The organism is Mesorhizobium carmichaelinearum, from assembly GCF_900199455.1.
In the GTDB taxonomy this organism is placed as follows: Bacteria; Pseudomonadota; Alphaproteobacteria; order Rhizobiales; family Rhizobiaceae; genus Mesorhizobium; species Mesorhizobium carmichaelinearum.
Genome location: NZ_FZQR01000005.1, coordinates 136,529 through 161,177 on the forward strand (window position 1 = coordinate 136,529; position 24,649 = coordinate 161,177).

Below are 24,649 nucleotides of genomic sequence, written 5' to 3' on the forward strand. Positions count from 1 at the left end.
GGGACCAGGGTAGGGTGCAAGTTGAGGCTATTTGGCAACGCTTCGACGCGGCGCGCTTTAATAGCCCCACATCCGGTTCAGATCGCGTCCGATAAGGTCACTGGTTGTGGTGACCTCGGCCGCGAACAATGCTTTCAGCTCGCCCGCGACTTCATCCGAAACAGCCGTCTTGGACCCCTTGGCGCGGTTGTCCCAAAATCTCTGGCTGACTTTGATGCCCAGGAATTTCTGCAGGTCCTGCTCCCATATCCCCTTCTCCCAGAAGCGGCGGGGCCGTATCAGATCCTCATAGATGAGGACGATGATCTGATCCCTGGGGAAGAGATCGTAGTAGCGGCGCAGGTTCTTTCCATAGAACGAGTGGGCGATATTCAGCGATGCCGAATACCAGGAGTTTTCCTGATGTTGCGCCGTTTTTATCTCGGCGAGCCCGGCTCTCAGATACGCATCGATATCAAGCGCGAGTTCCGGGCCGAGGGAGGCGTCTATTTTTGCCTTCATGTGCCTGTATTGTGAGATCACACGGCTGACGGGTTCTCGCAGCGTGGCTATGATTTTCGCCTCGGGATTGTAGGATCGTATCCGTTCAGCCGCCTGCTGGCTCGAAAGGTAAACCGGAGAGATGTCCGCCAGATAGCGGCAGTCCCTGCGTGCGTCGGCGAAGCGCGTTCCGTAGCGGGCTTCGGTCATATCGGGATCGATGCCGAAGCCGTTCACTTCTTTTTCCGCGGGTATGAAAACCTTGCGCGTGGCGCCAAGCATTCTAGCCAGGCTGCTGGTGGCTGTTCGCGGCGCGCCGATACCGATGAGATTTGCCCGCCTTGGGCGCTGCTCGTTCAATGCCAGCAATTATATCCCCCCGGAAGGCCGGTAACCCAGGCGCGACTGCGGCATCTTAGACGATCCTGTTGAAGCGCCAAGACGATCGTTGTCGAACACTGCCCGTGCCCCTATGACCTTTGGCGGAAAATCACAACGGGGAAGATTGTGGCGACTGGGACGATCACGACCCGTGTCCCGGACCAGGCGGTATCGAAGCCGGCGTTTCGGCGCAGCCGCGCCCGCGATGTCGCCGTGGCGCTGCTGCTCGGGCTGCTTTGCCTTCTTGTCTACAATGCAAACCTGCGCTCGATAACGGCGGCCGACAGCTATGCGGCGCGCTATTTGCCTTTTTCAATCTGGCAGAACCACAGCCTGACCCTGAACCCGATCCTGACCATCGTGGCTCAGGGGCGAAAGCCCCCGGCAACGCTGGAGAAAGGCGATACTGCTCACTGGATCCTGAAGGTGCGCGGAGACGTTTATGTCTCGAAGTTTCCCATCGTCGTTCCCGTCATCCTCTCGCCGTTTTACCTGCCGGCCGTCATTTACCTGAACCATCATGGTTCCGACCCACAGGTCTTCGACAAGGTCGCGCGCATCATGGAGAAGCTCTGTGCTTCTTCGCTGGCGGCGCTGTCGGTCGCTCTGATCTATCTGCTTTTGCGGCGGCGCAGCGATGAAGGCATGGCCGCCATTCTGACGCTGCTTTATGCATTCGGTACGACGACGTGGGTCATCAGCAGTCAGGCTCTGTGGATGCACGGGCTCGCCCAGGTGCTGATCGTGGCCACGATGCTCTTGCTCACGGGACCTGCCACGGCGTGGCGGATTTTCCTGGCAGGCCTGCTTTGTGGACTTATCGCGGCGAACCGCCAGCCCGATGCCATACTGGCGGCCGGGCTCGGTCTCTACGGCCTATGGTGGGCCGGCCGCATGCGACCCTTGCTCGTCCTGTCGGGCCTGATCCCCGTCGTTCTGGTCCTGGCCTACAACATCATGCTCGTCGGCAATGTCGCCGGGGCCTACGCGGTCCATGTCCGACCCGACAATTTCAACGACAGCATGCTGGGGGGTATTGCAGGCCTTCTTTTCAGCCCGACCCGGGGGCTGTTCGTATTTTCGCCCTTCCTCCTGTTCGTCCTGATCTTTTGCCGACGCATAGCAGGCGAGCGCCAAGGGCGGGGTCTCACCGCGGCTGTTGGCTGCGCCATGGTGGTCCAGCTGCTGCTCTACGCCATGATCGATTGGCGGCAGGGCCTGTCCTGGGGCCCGCGGTGGCTGACGGACATGCTGCCCATGCTCATCTGGATGCTTCCGCCGGTGGTGCAGGCGCTTTCCCGGAGCGGGCGCCTGGCATTCGCACTGGCATCGCTCGTCGCGATCTCGATCCAGACGGTTGGCGCGTTCTGGTACACGGGCGTTGCCGATATGGCCGTCGTCTCCACCCAGGGACCAGACCGGATGCGGCCGGCATGGGACATTCGCAATGCCGCCTTCATCGCGGAACTCAGACATCCGCATGTCCAACCCGACCTGATCGTTGATCTGCGCGGCAATATCGATGCCGTGAATATCCTGCCGGGCGACGCAATTACTGGCGGGCAAGCACGCCGGCAGGTCGAGGTCCTGGGATGGGCACTCACCAACAACCATTCGCCAAGCGACGTTACGGTGTTGATCGACGGCCGGATTGGTGCTGGCACCAGGGACTTCTTCGCGCGGGCCGATGTCGAAAAGACGCTTGGGCAATCGAGCCCGGCCGGATGGCGCGTGACCGTGCCGATCGATCAGCTGGCTCCGGGGGAGCATCTTTTGGCGGTATTGGTGCGCGCCACCGAAGGCGGCGAACCACGCCTGCTAAAGCAGACTTCGCTGTTGATCACGCAGGGCAACGAGGCTTTCGAGCATGTCACGGACCTGCCGAGCGCGGCACGGCGCGCCCGGCAGATGCTTGCCAGCCGCCAGCAAGCCAGCGGCTACTGGTTGACGGACTATTCGGACGCGACGCGATACGGGCAGCCGCGCCAGGAGATGAACACCTATCTCAATGCCGTCATCCTCGATGTGCTGAACCCGGTGGCTGAGGCGGCGGGCGCAAGCGACATGCTGGCAAGGGTGCGCCAGTTCCTGACCGCCCAGATCGAGCAAGGCGGACTTGTCCGCTATCACGGACGACCGGATGCGCCGACGATTGGAACTCTTGGCTGCGCCATCACGCCGGATTCGGACGATACCGCTCTCACCTGGCGTGTCGCGCCCGGCGACAGGACGGAATTGCGGCAATCCGCGCTTGCCACGATGACACAATTCAAGCGGGCGGACGGGCTCTATCGGACCTGGCTCGCGCCGCGCGACAAATACCAATGCCTCGATCCTGGACATGACCCCAATCCGGCCGATGTCGGGATCCAGATGCATATCTTGCTGTTTCTCGAACAGGTGGACAAGCCAGCCGCGCTCGCGCTCTGCGAGGCGCTCTCGCGAAAGGCCTCCGACGACGATATCTGGGTCTACTATGCCGACGCGCCGCTGATGATCACGCTGCGGTTGGCGGACCTCGAAAACGCAGGGTGCGTGCCGCAATTTCCGCAGGCGCGACTGCAGACTGAAACGCCCGGCCAAGAAATCTGGGTTCAGGCCGCGGACCAGCTGCGGCGGATGGAGACCAATGGTGGCTCGTATCAGCTCTATCAGCAAACCAGCGACTTGCTGCGTGCGATTGCCGCGGATGACTTCGCCCTGCTCAGCCAGGCGCCGCCGCTGCTCTATCACAATGATCTTACCGCAACGGTAAAACGCTTCTATTGGTCACAGGATTTCGGATATGCGCTCTGGTTGCGGCTTTATTTCGAGAATGAGATCATGCGGGCGAAGCTTCCCTGTGCCTCCGGCGGCCCAGAGCAGAAGTGCGGGTGACAATTGACGAAGATCACGGCGGACACAGCCATTCAAAGTCGCCCCGCAGCGTACCGGCTTGCGGCACGCTGGCTGTCCTGCATCCGGTTCGACGAAGTCGCCGCGCTGCAGGCGACACCGCTGATCGGTGCGGTTTTTGCAATTGGGTCCTTCTCAGCGACCCATGTCGTGGCCCTGGCCGTCATGATGGCTGCAAATGTCTGCCTGGTTGCGCATGTCTTTGTCCTCAACGACTGGTCGGGAATCGACGGCGATCTCAAGGACCCGGACCGAGCCGACAGAACATTTGCCGCAAAAGGTCTGACGCGAGCGGAAGTCGGCTATCTTGCAGGCTTGCTGCTCGCGATCAGCCTTGTCCTGTTCGGGCTGTTGAACGCGAGAGTCGTCCTGTTCGCCGTGGTGATTGCCGCACTGAGCGCCCTGTACTCCGCTCCCGCGTTGCATTGGAAAGGGTCTCCACTCCTCAACTCGGTCCTCCATTTTGTCGGCGGGTCCGTCCATTTCCTGCTGGGCTATTCGGCTTTCGGCGCCATCGATGCGCGGGCGCTTGCCGTGAGTTGTTTCTTCGGGCTTGTGTTCACCGCCGGCCATTTCACGCATGAGGCAAGTGATCATGAGGTCGATCGCCTCAACGGGATCAGGACGAACGCCGTGGCCTTCGGCAAGGCGCGGAGCTTCGGCGCCGGCCTCGTCCTGTTCATCCTGGCCTATGCGTTTGTGGCTGCCTTGGGCGCGTTGCGATTTGTGCCACCCATACTCATCTTTGCCGCCGGGCTCATTCCGGTGCACCTGTTGGCTTCCTTCCAGACCATACGGGCCGGTCTGACGCCTCAAAGTCTTCGCCGGCTGCAACGATGCTACCGCGTGCTTTTCGCCACTGTCGGTATAGTCATGATCGTGGCGGTCGTCCTGTCCTGACAGGCATTGTCGGCTCCGACATCATAGGCCCGAGGTCTCATGCTTTCTGTAATCATACCGGTCTACGACGAAGTCGCGACGTTGCCACTCGTGCTGGCGATGGCAAGCGCGGCACTCCCCACGGTGGAGAAAGAGATCATCATCGTCGACGACGGATCCCGCGATGGTACGCGGGAGTGGCTGCGGGCCAATTTTCCAACCGGCGCCCGCAATGGCACCTGTATAACCGTCGGGGTCGACGGAGACCTCGTCGTCACCGATGAACCAGCGTCTGCCCGCGTCACCATGATGCCGCTCTATCACGAGAGGAACAGCGGGAAGGGCGCTTGCCTGCAGACCGGGCTGGCGTCAGCCAATGGCGATGTCATCGTGGTTCAGGACGCGGATCTGGAATACGATCCTGCCGATTGGGTCGTCATGTATGACCTCATCAACCGGCGCAAGGTGGCGGACGTCGTCTACGGCTCCCGGTTTTACGGCCGACCTCATCGCTCGCTCTATTTCCACCACTATGTCGCAAATCGCTTCATCTCGCTGGTGTTCAATCTTCTCTACAACCAGACGCTCACCGACATCGAATGCTGCTACAAGATGCTCACGCGGGAGGTCATGAGACACCTTCGCCTGAGCTGCAACGATTTTGGCTGCGAGATCCAGCTCAGCGCCCAGATCGCCTTGGCCAACCGCTGGCGTATCTATGAGGTCGGCATCAGCTATTTCGGCCGCACCTACGAGGAGGGCAAAAAGATCGGCTGGCGCGATGGCGTCAAGGCGATCTGGTATCTTGTCCGCTTCCGGTTCTTTTCCTGAGCTACCACCGGACTGCTCCGGGGACGACCGGCTGTCATTTCCTGCCGACCGAGTTGATTTTCTTCAGTTCGGCCTCGAGCGCCTTGGCGTAGGTTTCCATCTCGGCCCGCGACTTTTCGAGGCCCTTGGCGTATTCGGTCGCGGTTTCATTCGCTGCCCGCACCTGGGCCAACGTGCTTTCCAGGGAGTTCGCGTAGCGCGCGGCTTCCGAAGCACTTTTCGATCGCTCTTCCAAGGCAGCCTGCAAGCTGCGCACATATTGGCCAACCTCGCCCGTCAAGCCGGTGGCTATGATCGCTTGAGCGGTCTGTCGCTCGAGCATTGCCCGAACGCCAAGCCGCTCCAAATCCCGGTTGAGCCTGCTTTGCTCCAACTCCGTGCCGATAAGGTAGTCGGAGAGGGGGGCCAGAGCTGAAGAGGGCAGCGAGTCGATCACCGACGCTATGACGCGCGCATTTGTGTAGGGCCGCGTCGAGCGCAGCATGCTGCCCTTACGTATCCGGTACCAAAGCAGAGGCTCCGGCAGGCTCAGGATACGAAATCCCGCGACGGCAATTCGCAGATGCATCTGCCAGTCTTCGTAAGTGACGCCGTGAATTTCGTGGAAGCCGCCGACCTGGCCAAATATGCCGGTTCGATAAATGCCAGTGCAGTCGCCGAAGCAGTTATGGATGGAGCCGAGCAGAATTGGGCCCGCCGAAAAGTAATGCTCCGTTCCGTTCCCGTGCGTCGCGGCGTCTGGTGGCTGGGTTTCATCATGGAAATGTTTGATCCCACAGGTCACCACATCGGCCCTGGACGTTCGGGCGGCGTTGCAAAGGGTCCGGACCATGTCCGGAAACGCCACATTGTCGTCGTCAAGCAGGATGACGAACTCGGTCGCCGCCGCCCTTATGCCGGTATTGCGCGCGGCACCGAGATATTTGTTCTCCTGCCTTATCAATTTCAGCTTCAGCGAGCGGTACCGATCCTCGACCGTCTCCAGATATTGCCGGGCCTCCACGCCTTTGCTTCCATCATCGACCACGACAACGGAAAAGCCCCTTTCCGTCTGCCGCATCAAGCCCTGCAGATTCTGCTCCAAAAGGCGCGGCTGCTCGTACGATATGATCAAGATCGTGGTGTCGGCTGCATCCCTGCGCGGCGTTTGCTTGACCGACGTTCCGGTTTTCTCCGGCAGGATCCGCTGAAAAGCCCGCCGCCAATCGTCTTCGGACGCCACATCGCCGATTGCGAGCGTCGAGGTCGTCCGCCATCCTTGCTCGGTCATCCATTGGGTGATCTCGGGGCGCGGCAGGATGACGAAATCGGCAAACTCGACCGCCATTTTCTCCAGATACTCGATGCCGATCGTCATCAGGTTCGACGGAAACTCGCCGCGTTGCTGCCGGGTGAAACCGGAGCTTCCCATGGCCACTACGGCGAGCGGCACTCCGCCAAAGGCCATATCCGTCTGCTTGGCGACGGTGCTGGCGTAGCCCAGGCCATCCCGATCCTGAAAAAGAATTGCATCGAATGCCTGGCCGCGGGCGTATCTGAGCAATTGGATTGTCGATGCCAGGAACGAGGGCTGGATCGGAGGGGCATCGATACCGAGATATTCAACGTCGAAGCCGCGGCTTGCGGCGAACGCGGCAAAGGCGTCCACATCCGCCGGCTGGAACGTGCCGATTTCGACAATGGAGATATCGATATCGCTGGCAATGGCAGCGTCGATCGCGGCTCTCTCATCCTTGGCGCCGGGGGCAGGTTTCCAAAACAGGTCGCCGACAAGACATAATCTTCGTCGACCCTGCCCACGGCGCATGACCCTTATGCAACGCTGGCTGCCAGCTACTATGGATCGTTGCGAGGTTGGATGCCAGATGCCGTCATAGACCTCATCAAACGACTGCCTTACCGCGCTGAAAATGGCAGGATCGGGCTGGTGGCCTCGACCGGCGCCGCGCAGTTCGGCGAAGATAGGCGCGATCCATGCCGACCAGATGCCTGGACGCGAGCCAAGGTCATCGGGTTCGCGATGGTGTCGGAGCTCCTGCGAAAGAAAGTTGTCGATTTCGGAGGCAGCGTCAGCGGCGGAGATTGGCCACGGGATATCGAGGTCTTCACTCAGGCGGGCCGCGACGGATCTCCAGTCGTCAAGCAGCTGCGCATAATCGCAGAACGCCCTGTCGATCGTCCGCGTATGCTCCTCCGCCGCCAGATTGTAGCGCAACCACACCAGACCGCCGCGCTCCAAGGACCAGGACTGCCTGTCTCCCGCCAGGCCCTGCCGCTTGGCCAGCGAAAGTGCGACTTCCGCCGGATTGCGCGAAATGATTGCGGCGACGCAGCGTATATTCAACTTGGCCAACGCGGCCTGCCATAGCGGGAACAGCAGTGCGATGCGTGGATCTTTCAACACCAAGAGCGGAGCGTCTGCGTATTCGGCGGCGATCATGTCTTTCAGCGTATCAACGAATGCCGTTGCGGCAGGCGTTTCGAGCCAGGCGGGAGACGGCCCGTGGACATCGTTCACCGGCGATCCAGCCAGGTCCAGGATCTGGTCGTTGAGACGAATTGCGGCTTCGGGCTCCCAATGGCCGGTCTCGTTGCCCAATTCCTCGACGTAGAGGTTGCGCGGCAAGGACGCGCCCAGAAGGCTGAGCATTCGCGTCAAGGCGGACGTGCCGCTGCGATGCATTCCAACGACGACTATGGCGGTTCTGCTGGTCACGATATTTCCACCGATACATGCTTCCTAAGCGCGAATTGGGCTGGTCTTTTGGCAACGGCAGGATGCACATGCATAGTCGCCTGGCAGTGTCCTGACCGAAATGGCACCCTTGGATCAAACGTTCATCTCCTGATTGACGCAGGACTTTGGTTGGAGATTAGAGAGATGCACTACCAAGCACCAGCGTCGAGTTCGGCTGAAAGGGAGCGCGCCCAGGCGATCGTCTCGCAAGTGCCGCACTGGCATCACAGGTTCGAAGTGTTCCCTGGCGTGGTGACCCCAGGCAGCTACGATCCTCAATTTCTGCTCGAAAAGCTGCAGTTGCCGACCGACATGACCGGCATGCGAGCGTTGGATATCGGCCCTTCGGACGGGTTCTTTTCGATGAATATGGCGCGTCGTGGCGCCCGGGTCACGGCAGTCGACTACCGAGCGAAGGACGGTCACGGATTTGGGGCCATGGAGCGACTCACCGGCCTGGAGTTCGATTACAGGCAGATGAACCTGTACGACATACCCGCCTCAGATATTGGCGACTTCGATCTCGTGCTGTTTCTAGGCGTTCTTTATCACCTGCCTGACATGATTCGTGCTCTGGATATTGTCGCGCGGCTGTGCCGCAGCCGCCTGCTTGTCGAAACGCAGTTCGAGCCGGACCTGATGCCCGGCGTGGCGGTGGCGCGATATTACGAAGCCGGCACGCTCGCCAACGACATCACCAACTTCTGGGTGCCGAACAGGGAATGTCTCTTTGCGATTTTGCGGGATACAGGCTTCCATATGAGGCGAGAAGATAGCTGGGGCAAGCGCCTGCTGGTCGACAGCTCGCGCTTCAAGACAAACACGAGGAAGATGGACCTCGCCTACGGCTTGATTCCGGGTTGAAGGGTCGAGGAATGAAATCCCGACCGGCAACGGCAGGTAGTCGAACTCGCCTTGGCGAGGTGTTGCTGTTTCGATCCGGACGGTGCCGTTTCGAGTGCCTCACAACAAAAACGTCTGCCTCTCCCGCAACGTAGCCGCAATCGCCGCAATCCCCTCCTCGATCTCGCGCTTACCCGCCAGGATCGCATCCCCCGCCACACCTTCCAGCATCGAGCGCAGCAGCTCCGCCTGGCCGACCAGCACCGCATCCTTCTCCGCCAGCGCGGCGAGCGTGGCGGCTTCCTGGCGGTAGCGCTGGGTCATGCGGTCGTTTTCCGGCACCGGCTGGTGGCGGATCAGGCCTTCCAGCGCGCCGACCTCGCGGCCCAGGCGCTCGAGCGCCTGGGCGTTGGCGACGATCGTCGCGTCGGGGAAGGGGTTGGCGCGGGTCGGCGGCGGGATGTTCTCGCGGCGGTAGCGGGCCTCGGCGTCGTCGAGGCCCGCCCGGGCGCGGTTGAGCAGCGAGCAGGCCATCTGGCGCACGCGCTGGTCGTCGGCGCGCAGCTGGTTTTCCTGGCGGTAGAAATTGTAGCCATAGCCGTAGAACAGGTTGATCCCGACCCTGGCGAGCGGGCCGGCTTCGTAGAAGCGGCTCATCTTGTCGCGCCCACCTCATCGCCCAGGGGATAGAAGCCCGTCGGCTGGCCGCCGATGTGGAAGGGCACGCCGGCGGCGGCATTGGGCGCCGAAACCAGGCCTTTGTCGGCCATGCGCAAGGCCAGATAATAGCGGACCGACTCGATGGGGGTGAGCCCTATCGCCTGCAGCGAGATCAGCTCGCGCATGCGCTCGTCGCGCGGCATGATCAGCACCTTGAGGTCGTTGAGCATAATGCCGTAGACCTTGAGGAAATCGGTGAGATGCGCCTTCACCGCCTCGCGCACGTCGCTGATGCGCTCGTTGACGTTCTCCATCTTGGTGATCTGGATGATCTGGTTGATCGCCTGCTCGATGGCCGGACCGGCATAGTCGGCGATTTCCTTGGTGTCGATCACGGCACCGGCGAACGGCATGTGGGTGATGAGATCGAGCGCCGCTTCCTTGCTGTCGATGTGGATGTAGTAGTCGACGACATAGGACATCTCCGCCATCTCGGCGCTGGTGGCGACGCCCTCGTTGCGAACCAGCAGCTTGGAACGATTGATGTAGATGACCTCGTAGACCCAGGGCGAGGAGCCGCCGAAGAAGCCCTGGACGACCGACCCGACCAGCGGCTTGTCCGGCGTCTGCAGCGCATATTGGCCGGTCTCGTAGACGTTGAGCACCGCGCCGCGCGACTTCAGGATGCAGAAATGGTTGCTTTCGACCGTCAGCAGCGAGCCCGAGACGATGCTCTCGTCGACGATCTTCATCGCCACGGTCCTGGTGCCGAGCGCGTCCGTGCCGTCGCGCTGCAGCGACGTGATGACCTGTCTGGTGATTGCCATAGTGAATTCCCCTCCTGATGTACCGGCACGCCCTGCGCGTGCCCGATCCTGTTGACTTGCGGCCAGGCGGAGCCGGATGGCCCCACCAGCCCGCTCAGCGATTTGTCTGCCGCGCTTTCGCCGGCCCTGAATGACTGGGCGAACAGAGGCCCTTGCCGCCAAAGGCCTGCTGCAGCCGTGCGGTGCGGTCGGTGCGCTGGCGGTAGCCGCCGTCGCCATCGAGCAGATATTTTGCCCGCTGTTTTTCACGCGGCTGCGATGCCGTCGTCTTTGACGAGACTGCTTTCCTGATCGGCTCTATCGCCTCGGTGGACCTGCGGTCGGTCCTGATCCCAGAGTCCTGCATGGCCCGGCCGACGGCCTGCTCGATCAGGTCCTTGCTGTTCTGGCCAAGGAAGCTCGACACCAGCCCGGCAACATCGGTGGCGATGTCCTCGACCTGATCGTCGTCGGTGGACGCGGTCAGCGGCGAAGCGCCCGACGGCACGCCCTTTTCCGGGCGCCGGCTCTTGCCCAGCTGGCGCCAGAGGATGAATGCGAAGATGAGTGCAAAGACAAAAAACGACATTCGACCAGCCCCGTTCCGTGGTCCGCGTTGATTGCAGGATTGATATGTTCCGCCCGTCCAGCGCGCCTTTGGCGCCGCACGCTCGTCCTCAGGCACGAATGATCCACCTTCCGCTGTTCAGCGGATCAATGGCGGCGCCTGTCGACTTCCCTCCCAGTTAACGCGTCAAACACATTTCTTTCCCGAACGGGGCTGTCCGGGAACCATGGATGGGCAAAAGCTGCGTCGTTGATAAGGGAAGTCTCAAAGGGCAGCCATACACATTATCGAGAGCGAATATGGTCGCGGGCGTTGCTGGTGTTCCTGATGGGGCGCCGTCTCTGACAGCAAGACGCGTTCTCCCGGGTCGGGGCAGGGGGCTGTCACATAGGGCAGCGCCAGCCCCCTCTCCGTCCGCTTCGCGGTGTCCAGCCGATAGATGGGTAACACTTTAAACCGGATACATGGGTAACAGTTCTCCCCCTATGCGTCCGTCGCAGCGCCAAGCGGTTTGGTTGGCGCGGCGCTGCGACGGACAAGCTTCATGCGCCTGGTGTCGATGATGCCGAGCGGATGAGCATGGAAGCTGAGCATCCATTCGCCGTCTTCGGTCTCTGCGGCGGCGACCGCTTCGCCGGCCAGTGTTTGCGAGACATAGACGAAGCCGCCATTCCACTTGATCTCGCCATTGTGGCGCACACGGCGCACCGCCGCCTCGTCCGGATAATCGGGCTCGGGCGGCGTTCTTGGCATGGCGCGCCGTGAGGGGCGGTAATGCTGGGCTGGGGTGTCCATGGCGAGTGCCTCATGCGGGCGTTCCTCATTGTAGCTGCGCCGGAAGGCCTCGAAGGCTTGGCCCTGGGCTGTTCTGTCGGCCGCGGGTTCCTTAGCCATCGGCAGCATGGTCAGATGAAAGCGCTCATGGCGTCCGTTCTGCTGCGGCTTGCCGGGCGCAATCCGCTCCAGCGTGATACCGAGCTTGATGAAGCGCGCCGAATGGCTGCGGCTGCGCATCGGCGAGCGGTTCCGTGTGCGCCTGGGCAATTGGCACGACAAACAGGTCGGCCCGCATGACCAGCCCATGTACCAGGTCTCCTTCGCCAACGAGATTTTTGGCACGCTCGTTCCGTGGCTGATGCTGAACCATGGCGGCCTCAGCATCCTCATCCACCCGAATACGGAGAACCCCAAGCGCGACCATCTGGTCGATCCGGTCTGGATCGGCCGGCCGCTGGGTGTGCACGGCGATGTCCTTCCGGACGATCACGAGGCGGAAGAGGCGCTGGAGGTTAACACCGAGCCGTCGCTGCCGGCGTAGACCGGCGTGGCCCGGCCCCCATGTCGGACGTTGAGATTGACCCTGCCATGTCCTGTTCGCCTACATTCCAGCGGCGCACCAACAGTCGTGGTTGCGCCATTAGCCGCCGGGCGTGAGACCCCCAGGTCAACTACCTGAACAACTCATCGCACTGATCGCCGTCGCTCCGCACCCATCGCCTCCGGATCTTTTCGCACACTGAATCACGCTCAGCGACCGACCGCGAGCGTCTTCTTAAACAAGCTGTCGCTCGGTCCTCCCGCTGCACCGGAGACGGTCGGCTGCAGCTCGATGAGGGCGCTCAAGCTCCAAGATGGTGTATGTCACTGAGCGAACGGGATACTCAGACATTGTTAACCAGAATGGCACAACGCATGTAATGAGAAAATTCTGAATTGCGGCGACAATTGCGTGTACAGAGCAGTAGCCATGTTGCCGGTAACTGGTTTCCGGGTTACGAATGATGAATCGAGGAGCTCATTCTACACTCAGAACATCTAAAAAATTGTTCGAGTTGATGGTCTATGGACGAAATTGAAATAAGGGCGACCACGTTTGGGTACGTCATTGTAGGTGTGCTTTTGGGGCCGCTCGTACTGCTCTATGGTTACAATGTCTTGTCTCACAGGACCGGGCTTCTTCCCCTTCTTTACCCAGCCACGCTATTGATTTTGGCGTGGCTTTGGCTCTCGGCCTTCGGATCCAAGTTAGGGGCGGACGTTTGATCTACCGCACATTGTTTGGCCGCGCGCAAATTTCTTTGAGCGGCGTTACTTCGGCAGCCTTCGAGTCGGGCGTTCAACGGCGGTCAGATGTCTTCCGCAGCTGGCGGCGATTGAGATTATCAAGCATTAATGGCCTCCATAGCAGCGTGTTCATAAATACAACGGTGTTCAAGCGAGCTGACATTCTGAGGTTGTTGTCGATTCTGGAAGCCTACAACGTTAAATTGAAGCGAAGTGTGTAAAAGCCCGGCCACCTTTCCTGATCGTGTCGAGGGGGAGTCGGCGGAGCGGCAGATCAGTTCTGACCTCAACTCGCTATTTCGGACGTCCAACCTGAGTTAAAGTCGTCGGAGCTGTTGATCATTCGGAGATGAACCTATTCCATTCAGTCCAGATTGCATTGACGGGCGAGGCGCCGAATGAGTGCCTCATCCGAGCGGCCAAGTCGCAAAGAACGAAAGAAATGTTCGCCGCCATTGCCCGGCGACCGAGCCGAGACATATCGGGCCAAGGAGTTTGCCTCGTCGGATTTTCCCGCGCTTGCCAGGCATATGGCACCCAATCGCTGAATGTGGGCATGAGCGTTCGGCTGCCGCGCGGCCCGGACCCCCCACGCCGCGGCTTCCTTTGTTCGGCCCAACCGCAGGAGCGCCGCGGCGCGGGCGACATGCATGGCGCAAAGAAACGGGTCGAAGGGCGACAGCTCCCTGGCACGATCAATGGCGTCGATGCCATCTTGCGGATCACCGCTAAAAGACTGGATAAAGTCCATTGAATAATGCCCAAAAGCGAAATTCGGGCTAAGTCGGACCGACGTGTCGAGGGCCGCAACCGCTTCATCGGGGGCGCCTTTGATCCACAATGCCCGACCTAGCGCCGCTTGGGCGGCAGGGTCAAAAGCGTCCGTCGCTACGCCTCGCGCGGCAGTGTCGAAGGCAAGGCCCGCCTCCTCGTCTTCCGAGCCGGGCGTCAGCATGAAGGCACTCATCCAGTGGGTGAAGGAAAGGCTGGCATACGGTTGAGAGAAGCTTGGATCGAGTCGGATGGAGAGATCAAACAGACGCTGTGCGGCGATGTTATCTGCCTGGGTGAAACGGTGCATATGCCAAAGGCCGCGATGATAGGCCTCCCAGGCATCGAGCTCGCCGGCATGCTTTCGAATTGCCAGATGTCGCTCGTTCAGGTCGACATGGGCCGCGATGGCTTGGGTGCATTCCGCTGCGATCGCCTCGCCGGCCGAGACCGCATCCGTGGCTGGAAATCTCCACCCCTCCGACCAAAGCACGCGCCCTTCGGCCGCCGTGATCAACTCGACGTCCAGCCGAAGGTCGGACGCTGTCGCCGATATACTGCCCGAGCAGACATAATCGACCTTGAGAAGCCTTCCAGAATCGCGTGCCTCCACCCCTTGGCTGCGCAGGACGCTGGTGGAGTTCGCCGCAATGACAAAAAGGCCGCGCGAACGCGAAAGGGCTCGAACCACGTCCCGCGTCACGCCGTCCGCCGTTACCGAAAGCTCCACATCGGCGGAGAAGGGCAGGATCGCTATCGCGGCTCGCGTACGGCCCGAGCTGCGCGTCGGGCTTGGCTGCGGCGGGGGATTGGCGGTCCGCTCCATGCCTGTCAATGGATCGGCATAGAGATCATCGAGCGGATCGGCCGACAGGCTTTCCGTCACGAGCGCGTGCAGCAGTCGTCGGCCGTCCGCCGTTTCGTTCGGCATCGCGTCATCCACCGGCCAAGCAGCGATACCCAGCCCCCAACCCGCGACATCGCCGCCGCCTTGCGCGCTTCCCGATTTCGATGCGAGCGTCGAAGCTGAATCGTTGCCCTCGATCGCTTCGCCCGAAAGCAGGTAGCCGCGCCGCGAAACGGTGCGCAGGAGCACATGATTTGCATCCTCGAGCGCGCGTCGGATGTCGGAGATGCATTGGGTGAGGGAATCGTCGGTCACGGTGACATTCGGCCAGACGGCGTCCATCAGCTCAGCCTTCGGCACGACGCGGCCGGCGTTGCGGATCAGGTAACTCAGCAGATCGAACGATTTCGGCCGTAGGGCGATTTCCCCCGAACCATTGCGCAGCAGGCAGGCGCCGGTGTCGAGGCTGAAGCCGGCGAAGCGGTAGATCGGCCCGGCCGTCATCCCAATTGCCCCTCGCTTTTTCAGGACTTCTTCAGCGGTCTTTCAGGCTTATCTCCGGACTTACTCCTCGGACAGTGTAATGTCGCACTCAACGACGAAAGTGGCAAGTAACGCGTGGTGGAACGGACGACGGACATGTCTCGCGCGCTCACGCCGATGCTCGACCGGGGCCGACGAGTGTCCGGGCACAGGATCGCTCAAATCAGATCGCCTTGCCGCGTTTGAGTCAGAGGCTCTGGGTCGCGCCCGGCGCCACGACGATGCTCGGCACCATCCTTTTTGTCGCCCACCGGGATGGGCAAGTTGGCCAAAACGGCCGTCGTACCTCTGGAGGAAACACCATGAGCATTGTCGCCGCGGGAGGATTCCAGACCGGGCTCGCGCTCGGCATGGCCTCAATGGCCTCGGTCGGGCCGAACAATTTGATGATGATCAGGGAAGGCCTGTTGCGCGGACGGGTGATGTTCGTCGCCAGCCTTGTCTGGGGAACCTATGTCGCCCTGATCGCCGCCTCTTATTTGCTCGGCGGATCGATCGCCAGTGTCGACCCGGCGTTCAGGGCGGTCCTTTCCTGGATCGGTCTGGTGGCCCTCGCATGGTTTGCGCTGCAATCCTTTCGTGCCGCATCGGTCGCCGGCCGTATTGAGGATCGCTCCGGTAGGGCCGAGACCGGCCGCTCGTGCCTCGCCCGCGTCATGGGCGTGGTGTGGATGAATCCGCTGACCTATGTCGAATTGCTGCTCGTGCCGGCCGCGCTCGGCCAGTCCTTCGCGGCGGGTGGCGCACGGCTCGAATTCGTCATGGCGCTTATCCTGATGGCGGCGCTGTGTTGCTACGGCTATTCGCTCGGCGGCGGCATGATGGCCTCGCTTCTGCGCAGCCGCGCCAGTCTGCGCCTCTTCGATCTGATTTCCGGCCTGATCCTCTCCGCCGTCGCGCTGACATGGCGGCCGGGCTCGTTGCCCAATGAGCGTCGAGGTTCCTTCGGCGGCTGCATAAGCCCGTAAGCCTGCCTCCGCCGAACCTTCGCAGCTACCTTCAAAGGAGATCCGATATGAAGCGGTTCACCGAGTTCAGAGGCACCATCAGCCGCATCGACTATGACGTCGAGCGCTGTACCTTTGACGGCGTCCCCGAACTCCATCCATTCCTCGCCGGGGCGCCAATGGATGGCGACACGGATGGTGGCGCCGGGGCGGCCAACATAGCCGCGCAAGCCGGACCAGCCGACACGGCCGATGCCGGCCTGCGGTGCAGCGCGTTGTCTCCTTTTCAAGCAGACGTCACCGCCCGAAGCGGCACGCTCTTTCACCAACTCCGCCCAGGCCAGCTGCATCGCCGAGACAGGTGTTGAAGAAACCCAAGTCGGATTGCCGCCATTTGGATCCAAGAGCTGGTGGACAAAATGAACAACGCCTCACCTTCCGAACAGATCACATCGACCGGGCACAAGCTCAGCGCCGGCGCGCATCTCGACGTCCACTATCTGGCGCTAAAGGACGAGTATGACGCCACTCTTCGCGCCGCCGGCATTCGACCGGGCTGGTCAGTGCTTGACGCGGGTGCGGGGAATGGGGTCTTCCTGCCTTTGATGGCGGAATTACTGGGCGCAGAGGGACATATCGAGGCGCTCGATTTGGCGCAGGAAAATGTCGAGGCAATCGAAGGTTTGATTGCAAGCCAGCAGCTTGCCTGTCCGATAGGTACGCGAACCGGTGACATCACCGCGCTGCCATATGAGACGGGCACGTTCGATGCCGTTTGGAGCGCGAACGCCACCCAATATCTGAGTGATGAAGATCTCACCCAAGCGATCAAAGAGTTCTGCCGCGTCGTAAAACCGGGTGGGCTTGTTGCCGTGAAGGAGGTCGATATCTCGGTTTGGCAGTATCAGCCACAGGATCCCAAACTGACGTGGCGCCTGCTCGATGCACTATCGGATGATGTACAGATATCCGGCGCCATGAGGGGAACTCGCTTGTCAGCCTGGTTTCGAACGGCGGGCCTCAAGAACGTCACTGCCCTCACAACGCTGGCAGAGCGGCGTCAGCCACTCAGGCCCGTGGAGCGCGAATACATCCGCAACAATCTCGAATTCTTATCCGGGCTCGCTCGAACGTGCGACTTGCCAGAAGCGGATCATCACCAATGGAAGGCGATCGGCGAAGAGCCGGAGCGCCTGATTTCCAACCTCGACTTCTGCTATCGCGAAATGTGGGTTCTCAGTCTGGGTATCGTGTCGAAGTGCTAAGGCAATCTTCGTCGCTCACCACTAGTGGCAAGGTCGATTCGGTGAGCAGGCGAAGTTGACCCCAGCGGCCGTGATATGACGCAAAAGCAGCGATCCAGCATTGGTCTGCAAAGGACGACCTCGGCTCAAGCTCCGTCATTCAGAGTCGCATTCGCCCCTAATGCACCACCGCCCTTAATCGCTCGCGCAGTTCCCGCGGCGCCACATCATAGCGGCTCTTGAAGGCGCGGGAGAAATGCGCGCTGGAATTGAAGCCGCAGGCGAAGGCGATTTCGGAGATCGAGGCCGCGGCCCGGGCGGGGGACAATAATTCCTCCTTGCTGCGCTCCAGGCGGCGATCCCAGACGAAGCGTTCGAGCGTCGCGCCTTCGCCTTCGAAGGCGCGGTGCAAATAGCGGCGCGAGCAGCCCATGTGGCGGGCTATGTCCTCGGCCGAGAGGCTGCTGCGCGCCAGGTTGGCGTCGATATAGGCGACGATGCGCTCACGCAGCGCCTCAAGCGGCGAGCGGCGGAATTCCGGCGCCATCGGCTTCGCCTGGATCAGGCCGTTGACGAGCTGGATCAGGCTGTCGCCGACGCGCCGGCTGCCGGCCTCGTCGAGCCTGTGCGCCTCGCCGATCGCCATCTGCATCAGGCCGGAGACGATGTGGGTCAGGCTGTCTTCCTTGCCGGGCAGCGGCAAGGGTGCCGAGAGGCGGGCGAGCGTGTCGTCGCCGAAGGTCGAGCGCGGCACCTGCAGGATCAACTGGTCGACGTCGCTGAGGTTCTGCAGCGAATAGCTGCGCACGGGGTCATAGATGATCGCCGATTGCGGGCCGAGATCGACGGCGACCTGCTGCTGCTCGAAGCGGCTGCGGCCTCTGATCTGCATCAGGATCTTGATCGCGTCGGGATCGAAGCTGCGCCAGAACAGCCGGTCGTTGACCACCAGATGCGAATTGGCCTTGATCTCGGAGAGCCGGCAAGCGCCGAGATTGACCGACACCAGCTGCGGGATCGACGGCACCGTGCCGCGCGGGAAGCGCTGGGTGATCGGGCCGAACAGCAGGCGCGATGTCGACAGGAAAGCCTCGCCATCGGCGACGCTCACATGGTGGGCGGCAGCGTGCATGTGTTCCTCCTCCAAACAAGCCTTCCCGTCTTGGCGCGGGATTGTGGCGCGGGCTTATGCCCCGATGCAACGATCAAGAACTTAACATGATAATTATCTCTGCCGCAACGGCAGAGAAGTATCCGACCGGACAGGGCAGGGCGGATAGGCTGGAATGTCGTGCTGGCGGATAGGCTCGATCAGCCGGCACTTTTCCAGCAGGCGATGAAATGGCCTGCTTCGACTTCGCGAGCGGCTGGTTCGGCGGCATGGCAACCGGCATCGGCCAAGAGACAGCGGCCGGCGAAGGCGCAGCCGCCAGGGCCGGCTTCGATGGCGGCTTGCGCTTCGGCCATGGTCGTCGCCTGCCCATCATTGGAAGACGCCTCCAGCAGCATCTGCGTGTAGGGATGGTTGGGGCCGGCAAAGATCTGGTCGGAGGAACCGGTCTCGACCAGCCGGCCGCGATAGAGCACGCCGATGCGGTCGGCCATGTAGCGCACCACCCTGAGATCATGGCTGATGAAGAGGTAGGCGGTGTCCTCTTTCTTCTGCAAATCGTTGAGCAGGTTGAGCACGGTTGCCTGCACCGAGACGTCGAGCGCCGAAGTCGGCTCGTCCAGCACGACCAGCCGCGGCAGGCCGGCGAAGGCCCGCGCAATCGCCGTGCGCTGGCGCTGGCCGCCTGAGAGCGTGCCAGGCTTTTGTTCCGCCGTGCTGCGAGCGAGGCGGACCGAGGCAAGGAGGTCGCCGACGCGCTGCGGTACGGCGCGGCGCGGCAGGCCGGCCAGCCGGCGCAGCGGGCGGCCAAGGATGCGGCTGATGCGCTGGCGCGGGTTGAGCGTGCGGTCGGGCGACTGGAACACCATCTGCACGTCACGCCGCTCGCTCGCCTGGCGCCGCTCGACCAGCGGCGCCACGGTCTTGCCGAACAGTTCGACAGTACCCGCCGTCGGCGGCTGCAGGCCGGTGACGATGCGGGCCAATGTCGACTTGCCGGAACCGGACTCGCCGATCAGCCCAAAGGTCTCGCCGCTGGCGATGTCGAGATCGATGCCGTGCAGCACAGGCTGGCCACCGAAGGATTGTTTGATGCCCCGGCACGAGACGGCGATTTCGCGCTGCGACGCGGGCAGGGCATTGTCCTGTCGTTCTTCGGCTGGTGCATCCGAAGCGAGGTCGATGGGGCTGGCATCCTCGGCCAACCTGCCGTCGCGCTTGGTGCGGTTGAGCGTCGGAATGGCGGCGACCAGCGCCTTTGTGTAGGCGTGACGCGGATTGTCGAAGACCTCGCCTGCGGCACCGGTTTCGACAATCGAGCCCGCCTGCATCACCGAGACCCGGTCGCAGGAGCGGCGGATCAGATTGATGTCGTGGCTGATCAAAAGGATCGAGGTACGGTGCTCGCGGCGCAGATCGTCGAGGATGGCGATGATCTCGGACTGGACGCTGGCGTCGAGCGCCGTGGTCGGCTCGTCCATCACCAGCAGCGACGGGTCGAGGGCAATCGCAATGGCGATGTTGGCGCGCTGCTGCATGCCGCCCGACAGCTCGTGCGGATAAAGCCGCAGCACCCGCTCGGGGTTGGCGACGCGGACGCGGCCGAGCAGCTGGGCCGCGCGGCTAAGCGCATCGTCATGATGCATCGGGCGATGGCGCAGGATGGTCTCGGTGATCTGGCCGCCAATGGTCATGCTCGGGTTCAGCGCCGAGCCCGGATGCTGGTAGACGGCGGCGATGCGGTCGCCGCGCAGCCGGCGCAGCTCGTTGGTCGAGAGGTCGCGGATCTCGCGATTTTCGAAGGCCAGTTGCGCGGCTTCCACGCGGGCGTGTTTGGGCAGATAGCGCAGCACCGCCAGCGCCACCGAGCTCTTGCCCGACCCGGACTCGCCGACCAGCCCGAGCGCTTGGCCCTGGCCGATCTCAAGCGATATGTCATCGACCGCGCGGTGGATGCGCCTGGCTCCGGCATAGGAAACGGAGAGGTGCTCGACATTTAAAACCGAAGACATGGAGGACCGGAAACCACTTTCTGCGCGCGCCGCGATCAGGGGCAATCGCTTCCGCTTTCATAGGGAACAATCTCTATAAAATTACTCGAATTAAGCTCGAGCGCAATCTAACTTTCGCTGACTGGAAGATTTTCGGGGCACGGCCACAGGCTGCCGCGCCGGCGATTTTCCGCATCCGCAGGGAAGGAATCGAGATGTCGCACATGATCCTCAGCGCGTTCTTCTTCAACCCGCAGGGCGACCATCGCATGGCATGGCGCCACCCCCGTGCGCCGGGCCGTGAAGTGCTCGATTTCGACTATTATCGCGAGCTGGTGCAGGCGGCCGAACGGGCCAGGATCGACACCATCTTCGTCGCCGACCACGTGTCGATCTGGGATTCGGTCAAAAGTGGCGTCGCGCACTACGCCAATGCCCGGCTCGAGCCGCTGACGCTCTTATCGGCGCTGGCCGGCGTGACCAAACATATCGGCCTGATCACCACGGCGTCGAGCTCCTACAGCGAGCCCTACAATGTCGCGCGCCTGTTTGCCTCGCTCGACCATATAAGCAAGGGCAGGGCGTCATGGAACGTCGTCACTTCGGCGATGGACGAGGAAGCGCGCAATTTCGGCCGCGACGGCAATATCGAACACGCCTTCCGCTATGAGCGGGCCGGCGAATTCCTCGATATCGTCAAGGCGCTGTGGGACAGCTGGGAAGACGAGTCGCTCCTCATCGACAAGGAGACGGGCTACTTCGCCGACCCCGACAAGGTCCATCCGATCGACCACAAGGGCAAGCATTTCAAGGTGCGCGGGCCGCTCAACGTGTTGCGGCCGCCGCAGGGCCATCCGTTGATCGTCCAGGCCGGCTCGTCCGAGGACGGCAAGAATTTCGCCACCGCCCATGCCGATGCGCATTTCGCCATCTACAGCACCAGGGAAGACGGCATCAAATACCGCCAGGACATCAATGAGCGGCTGGCCCGCCATGGCAGGCGGCCGGAGAGCTTCAAGATCCTGCCCGGCATCCTGCCAATCGTCGCCGCTTCGGAGGCTGAAGGTCGCGACAAGCAGGAGTATCTGCAGAGCCTGCTTCCCGACCAGGTCGGCATCGACCTGTTGTCGAGCTGGAGCGGCATCGACCTCTCGGCCTATCCGCCTGATGGCCCGCTGCCGCCGCTACCGGACGAGAGCACCTTCAATGGCGGACGCACCTCCCTCAACCGCGTCAAGCAATGGTCGAAGCAGAACCTCAGCCTGCGCGACATCGCCCGCAAGCTCGCCAACAGCGGCTCGGTGCCGACGGTCGCCGGCACGCCGAAGCAGATCGCCGACCAGCTCGAAGACTGGTTCGTCGCGGGTGCGGCCGACGGCTTCAACCTGATGTTCCCGCTGCTGCCCGAGGACTGGGTGAATTTCGCCGAGCAGGTGGTGCCGGAATTGCAGCGGCGCGGCCTGGTGCCAACCGAGTATGCGCCGGGCACGTTGCGCGACCGCTTCGGCCTCGCCCGTCCCGCCAACCGCTTCGCCGAGCAGCGCGCCAATGCGCGCGCCGTGTCCTGAGGGGAAACAGCCATGACCGCCGCGCCAAACCTTCAGCCCCGCGAAGCCACCGCTCCGCGTCTCGTCAATGTCCTGCACAGCCCTAAGCGCATCCGCGTCAAATTCGGCGGCCGCACCATCGCCGACAGCCGCAATGTGCTGGTGCTGCGCTCCAACCATTTCCTGCCGATCTATTTCTTCCCGCCGTCCTCGGTCGACCCATCGGTGCTGAAACCGTCGCTGCATCGCGAGCCGCATGCGGTTGGCGGCGAAACCGCCTACTGGGACATCGATAGCGGCGACAGGCGCGCCGCCAATGCGGCGTGGTCGTTCACAGCACCGCCGGATGAAAATTTGGCGCCGCTCGCCGGCCGCATTGCCTTCACCTGGAAGGCGGTGGACCAATGGTTTGAGGAGGAAGAGGAGGTCTTCGTCCACGCCCGCGATCCCTATGCGCGCATCGACGTGCTGCACAGCTCCAGCCATGTCCAGGTCTGGTTCGACGGCGAGATCATCGCCGACAGCCACCGCCCGGTGCTGCTGTTCGAGACCCATCTGCCGACGCGTTTCTACCTGCCTCCGGAAGATGTCCGACTGGAGCGGCTGACGGTGTCCAATTCGACGACGCGATGTCCCTACAAGGGCATCGCCTCCTACTGGTCGGGTCTGCTGAAGGACGGTTCGATCCGTCCCGACATTGCCTGGAGCTACCGCGACCCGATCGACGAAATGCCGAAAATCAAAGGACTGATCGCCTTCTATCCGCAAGCGGTCGACCGCATCCATCTCGACGGCCAGCCGGCCTGACGGCGGCCTTTTTCTCCCCATCCTCCAGTTCATGAGAGACTGACAATGACGAAACGTTCCGACATCGATCTTTTGCGCAACCAGTCGACGCGCGGCACCAATGGCGACATCTGGAATGTCGCCGTGGATGAATATGCGCAGGGCTTCCTCAAGCGCCGCGATCTCCTGAAATACGCGGCACTGCTCGGCCTCACCGGCTTTGCCGCCTCGCAGGGGCCGTTTACATCAGGCGCACGCGCGGCGACCACCGGCGGCACGGTCCGCGTCGGGCTCGGCCAGCCGACCAAGGCCATCGATCCCGTCACCATCACCGATCCTGCCAGCATCGGCGTGATCAGCCAGGTCGGCGAATATCTGATCCTCGACGATCCCAAGGACGGGCTGCAGCCGAAGCTTGCCGTGTCCTGGGAAGCCGACGAGACGGCCAAGCGCTGGACGTTCAAGCTCAGGCCCGGCGTGAAGTTCCATGACGGCCGCACCGTCACGGCCAAGGACGTGGTGGCGAGCTTCGAGCGGCTGGTCGATCCGGCCAGCGGCTCGTCCGCTCTGTCGGCCTACAAGGGCATCCTCTCCAAGGGTGGCGCCAAGATCGTCGACGACGAGACCGTTGCCTTCGATCTCGACCAGTCGAACAGCAACTTCCCGTTCTATGTCTCGTCCGACGTCTACAACGCCGTCATCGTGCCGGCCGACTATGCCGGCGACTTCGAGAAGAACTTCAACGGCACCGGCCCGTTCAAGCTGGAATCCTTCCGCCCCAAGCAAGGCGCCAGCTTCGTGCGCAACCCGGATTATTGGGGCGACAAGGCGCTGCCCGACCGGGTCGAGATCAAGTTCTTCGACGACGAGCAGGCGCAGGTGCTGGCATTGCAGGCCGGCCAGCTCGACGTCATCCCCAGCACCACGCGGTTGGAACTGGCGATCGAGGGCAATCCCAACTTCAAGCTGCTCAGCGTGCAGGCCAGCTCGCATGATCCGGCGCATCTCAGAACCGACCAGGCGCCGTTCACCGACAAGCGCGTGCGCCGCGCTCTGGCGCTGACCATCGATCGCGAGGCCGTGGTCAAGGGCCTGCTGAAGGGTCGTGCCATCGTCGGCAACGACACGCCGTTCGCGCCGATCTTCCCGTCGGCCGATCCGGCGGTACCGCAGCGCAAGCAGGACATCGCAGAGGCCAAGCGCCTGCTCGGCGAGGCCGGCGTGCCCAACGGCTTCGAGGTGACGCTGACCACCGAACGTGCCTACGACATTCCCGACTATGCCGTGATCATCCAGAACTTCGCCAAGAAGGCCGGCATCGACATCAAGCTCAACGTGCTGCCGCAGGATGCCTATTACGGCTCGGCGACGTTCGGCAGCTCGCCATGGCTGGATTCCAATCTCGGCATCACCGATTTCGGCCATCGCGGCACGCCCGACATCTTCCTCAACGCGACGCTGAAGAGCTCGGGCGCCTGGAATGCGGCGCATTTCAACAACCCGGACTATGACGCGCTGCTGCTCGACTACGGCAAGGCGCGCGACCTGCAGGCGCAACGGCTTGCCGCCGGCAAGATCCAGACGCTGCTGCTCGACGAGACGCCGCTGATCATCAGCTACTTCTCGCAATACAGCCGCATCGTTTCCTCGAAGGTCGAGGGCGTGCGCTTCACCGCCATCTCGCATCTGCTGCTCGACAAGGTGTCGTTCGTGTGACC

19 protein-coding genes and 1 pseudogene are annotated in these 24,649 nt (G+C 62.2%); 11 read left to right on the forward strand and 9 right to left on the reverse strand.

Translation table 11 applies throughout. The annotated features are described in order from the left end of the window. Positions 1 to 57: 57 nt before the first annotated feature. On the reverse strand, positions 58 to 849 hold the full coding sequence (locus CKW40_RS13625; protein WP_143748285.1) for a sulfotransferase family protein: 792 nt from the start codon (positions 847 to 849) through the stop codon (positions 58 to 60). Between the two features lie 138 nt (positions 850 to 987). Between CKW40_RS13625 and CKW40_RS13630 the strand changes: the two genes are divergently transcribed. The 3 genes from CKW40_RS13630 to CKW40_RS13640 are packed head-to-tail and all read left to right on the forward strand — an operon-like array spanning position 988 to position 5,466. Beyond that, positions 988 to 3,738 carry a DUF2339 domain-containing protein gene (locus CKW40_RS13630; protein WP_095200428.1) on the forward strand — a complete coding sequence of 917 codons (2,751 nt, stop codon included), beginning with the start codon at positions 988 to 990 and terminating at the stop codon, positions 3,736 to 3,738. A 3-nt stretch (positions 3,739 to 3,741) separates the two neighbouring features. Beyond that, positions 3,742 to 4,656 (forward strand): UbiA family prenyltransferase, encoded by a 915-nt coding sequence (locus CKW40_RS13635; protein ID WP_095200429.1) that lies wholly within the window; start codon positions 3,742 to 3,744, stop codon positions 4,654 to 4,656. A gap of 39 nt (positions 4,657 to 4,695) precedes the next feature. After that, positions 4,696 to 5,466: a glycosyltransferase family 2 protein gene (locus CKW40_RS13640; RefSeq protein WP_095200430.1), complete on the forward strand. Its 771-nt coding sequence runs from the start codon at positions 4,696 to 4,698 to the stop codon at positions 5,464 to 5,466. A gap of 34 nt (positions 5,467 to 5,500) precedes the next feature. Here CKW40_RS13640 and CKW40_RS13645 read toward each other — a convergent pair whose 3' ends face one another. After that, positions 5,501 to 8,182, reverse strand: coding sequence for a glycosyltransferase (locus tag CKW40_RS13645; protein ID WP_179297955.1), 2,682 nt, complete (start codon positions 8,180 to 8,182; stop codon positions 5,501 to 5,503). Positions 8,183 to 8,347: 165 nt separating this feature from the next. On the opposite strand from CKW40_RS13645, the gene CKW40_RS13650 reads away from it, so the two are divergent. Next, positions 8,348 to 9,067, forward strand: coding sequence for a class I SAM-dependent methyltransferase (locus CKW40_RS13650; protein WP_179297956.1), 720 nt, complete (start codon positions 8,348 to 8,350; stop codon positions 9,065 to 9,067). Positions 9,068 to 9,166: 99 nt separating this feature from the next. Here CKW40_RS13650 and CKW40_RS13655 read toward each other — a convergent pair whose 3' ends face one another. The 4 genes and pseudogenes from CKW40_RS13655 to CKW40_RS13670 all read right to left on the reverse strand — a co-directional run. Beyond that, positions 9,167 to 9,703, reverse strand: coding sequence for a hypothetical protein (locus CKW40_RS13655; protein WP_095200432.1), 537 nt, complete (start codon positions 9,701 to 9,703; stop codon positions 9,167 to 9,169). Continuing rightward, the gene (locus CKW40_RS13660; RefSeq protein ID WP_095200433.1) at positions 9,700 to 10,533 is read right to left on the reverse strand and encodes an SPFH domain-containing protein; all 834 of its coding nucleotides are present in this window, start codon (positions 10,531 to 10,533) and stop codon (positions 9,700 to 9,702) included. The genes CKW40_RS13655 and CKW40_RS13660 overlap by 4 nt, the downstream gene beginning before the upstream one ends. 94 nt (positions 10,534 to 10,627) lie before the next feature. After that, positions 10,628 to 11,101 carry a hypothetical protein gene (locus CKW40_RS13665; protein WP_095200434.1) on the reverse strand — a complete coding sequence of 158 codons (474 nt, stop codon included), beginning with the start codon at positions 11,099 to 11,101 and terminating at the stop codon, positions 10,628 to 10,630. 462 nt (positions 11,102 to 11,563) lie between these two features. Next, positions 11,564 to 12,115, reverse strand: a pseudogene (locus CKW40_RS13670) (integrase core domain-containing protein); the annotation flags it as partial. Here CKW40_RS13670 and CKW40_RS13675 point away from each other — a divergent pair. Continuing rightward, positions 12,063 to 12,398 (forward strand): DOPA 4,5-dioxygenase family protein, encoded by a 336-nt coding sequence (locus CKW40_RS13675; RefSeq protein ID WP_244571178.1) that lies wholly within the window; start codon positions 12,063 to 12,065, stop codon positions 12,396 to 12,398. The pseudogene CKW40_RS13670 and the gene CKW40_RS13675 overlap by 53 nt on opposite strands. A gap of 1,110 nt (positions 12,399 to 13,508) precedes the next feature. On the opposite strand, the gene CKW40_RS13685 is transcribed toward CKW40_RS13675, so the two are convergent. After that, positions 13,509 to 15,266: a winged helix-turn-helix domain-containing protein gene (locus CKW40_RS13685; protein WP_095200436.1), complete on the reverse strand. Its 1,758-nt coding sequence runs from the start codon at positions 15,264 to 15,266 to the stop codon at positions 13,509 to 13,511. Positions 15,267 to 15,607: 341 nt separating this feature from the next. Here CKW40_RS13685 and CKW40_RS13690 point away from each other — a divergent pair, with 341 nt between their 5' ends. The 3 genes from CKW40_RS13690 to CKW40_RS13700 are packed head-to-tail and all read left to right on the forward strand — an operon-like array spanning position 15,608 to position 17,517. Then, the gene (locus CKW40_RS13690) at positions 15,608 to 16,273 is read left to right on the forward strand and encodes a LysE family transporter (protein ID WP_179297957.1); all 666 of its coding nucleotides are present in this window, start codon (positions 15,608 to 15,610) and stop codon (positions 16,271 to 16,273) included. Between the two features lie 47 nt (positions 16,274 to 16,320). After that, positions 16,321 to 16,620: a hypothetical protein gene (locus tag CKW40_RS13695; RefSeq protein ID WP_095200438.1), complete on the forward strand. Its 300-nt coding sequence runs from the start codon at positions 16,321 to 16,323 to the stop codon at positions 16,618 to 16,620. Positions 16,621 to 16,671: 51 nt separating this feature from the next. After that, on the forward strand, positions 16,672 to 17,517 hold the full coding sequence (locus tag CKW40_RS13700) for a class I SAM-dependent methyltransferase (protein WP_095200439.1): 846 nt from the start codon (positions 16,672 to 16,674) through the stop codon (positions 17,515 to 17,517). A 157-nt stretch (positions 17,518 to 17,674) separates the two neighbouring features. Here the strand turns inward: CKW40_RS13700 and CKW40_RS13705 are convergent, their stop codons facing one another. After that, a complete protein-coding gene (locus CKW40_RS13705; protein WP_095200440.1) occupies positions 17,675 to 18,628 on the reverse strand; it encodes a helix-turn-helix domain-containing protein in 954 nt (317 codons plus the stop codon). 179 nt (positions 18,629 to 18,807) lie between these two features. Beyond that, entirely contained in the window at positions 18,808 to 20,619 is a 1,812-nt protein-coding gene (locus CKW40_RS13710; protein ID WP_095200441.1) for a dipeptide ABC transporter ATP-binding protein, read from the reverse strand. A gap of 194 nt (positions 20,620 to 20,813) precedes the next feature. Here CKW40_RS13710 and CKW40_RS13715 point away from each other — a divergent pair, with 194 nt between their 5' ends. Genes CKW40_RS13715 through CKW40_RS13725 form a run of 3 tightly spaced genes read left to right on the forward strand, consistent with a single transcriptional unit; the run spans position 20,814 to position 24,647 of the window. Then, positions 20,814 to 22,166, forward strand: a complete 1,353-nt coding sequence (locus tag CKW40_RS13715) for an LLM class flavin-dependent oxidoreductase (protein ID WP_179297958.1) — start codon at positions 20,814 to 20,816, stop codon at positions 22,164 to 22,166. A 12-nt stretch (positions 22,167 to 22,178) separates the two neighbouring features. Next, positions 22,179 to 22,952: a DUF427 domain-containing protein gene (locus tag CKW40_RS13720; protein ID WP_095200443.1), complete on the forward strand. Its 774-nt coding sequence runs from the start codon at positions 22,179 to 22,181 to the stop codon at positions 22,950 to 22,952. Between the two features lie 45 nt (positions 22,953 to 22,997). After that, positions 22,998 to 24,647: an ABC transporter substrate-binding protein gene (locus CKW40_RS13725; RefSeq protein WP_095200444.1), complete on the forward strand. Its 1,650-nt coding sequence runs from the start codon at positions 22,998 to 23,000 to the stop codon at positions 24,645 to 24,647. Positions 24,648 to 24,649: the final 2 nt, after the last annotated feature.

Coding starts and splice junctions, on each gene's coding strand:
- CKW40_RS13640 (WP_095200430.1), top strand. CDS start 4,696: ATGCTTTCTGTAATCATACCGGTCTACGACGAAGTCGCGACGTTGCCA.
- CKW40_RS13650 (WP_179297956.1), top strand. CDS start 8,348: ATGCACTACCAAGCACCAGCGTCGAGTTCGGCTGAAAGGGAGCGCGCC.
- CKW40_RS13655 (WP_095200432.1), bottom strand. CDS start 9,703: ATGAGCCGCTTCTACGAAGCCGGCCCGCTCGCCAGGGTCGGGATCAAC.
- CKW40_RS13660 (WP_095200433.1), bottom strand. CDS start 10,533: ATGGCAATCACCAGACAGGTCATCACGTCGCTGCAGCGCGACGGCACG.
- CKW40_RS13665 (WP_095200434.1), bottom strand. CDS start 11,101: ATGTCGTTTTTTGTCTTTGCACTCATCTTCGCATTCATCCTCTGGCGC.
- CKW40_RS13675 (WP_244571178.1), top strand. CDS start 12,063: ATGAAGCGCGCCGAATGGCTGCGGCTGCGCATCGGCGAGCGGTTCCGT.
- CKW40_RS13685 (WP_095200436.1), bottom strand. CDS start 15,266: ATGACGGCCGGGCCGATCTACCGCTTCGCCGGCTTCAGCCTCGACACC.
- CKW40_RS13690 (WP_179297957.1), top strand. CDS start 15,608: ATGAGCATTGTCGCCGCGGGAGGATTCCAGACCGGGCTCGCGCTCGGC.
- CKW40_RS13695 (WP_095200438.1), top strand. CDS start 16,321: ATGAAGCGGTTCACCGAGTTCAGAGGCACCATCAGCCGCATCGACTAT.
- CKW40_RS13700 (WP_095200439.1), top strand. CDS start 16,672: ATGAACAACGCCTCACCTTCCGAACAGATCACATCGACCGGGCACAAG.
- CKW40_RS13705 (WP_095200440.1), bottom strand. CDS start 18,628: ATGCACGCTGCCGCCCACCATGTGAGCGTCGCCGATGGCGAGGCTTTC.
- CKW40_RS13710 (WP_095200441.1), bottom strand. CDS start 20,619: ATGTCTTCGGTTTTAAATGTCGAGCACCTCTCCGTTTCCTATGCCGGA.
- CKW40_RS13715 (WP_179297958.1), top strand. CDS start 20,814: ATGTCGCACATGATCCTCAGCGCGTTCTTCTTCAACCCGCAGGGCGAC.
- CKW40_RS13720 (WP_095200443.1), top strand. CDS start 22,179: ATGACCGCCGCGCCAAACCTTCAGCCCCGCGAAGCCACCGCTCCGCGT.
- CKW40_RS13725 (WP_095200444.1), top strand. CDS start 22,998: ATGACGAAACGTTCCGACATCGATCTTTTGCGCAACCAGTCGACGCGC.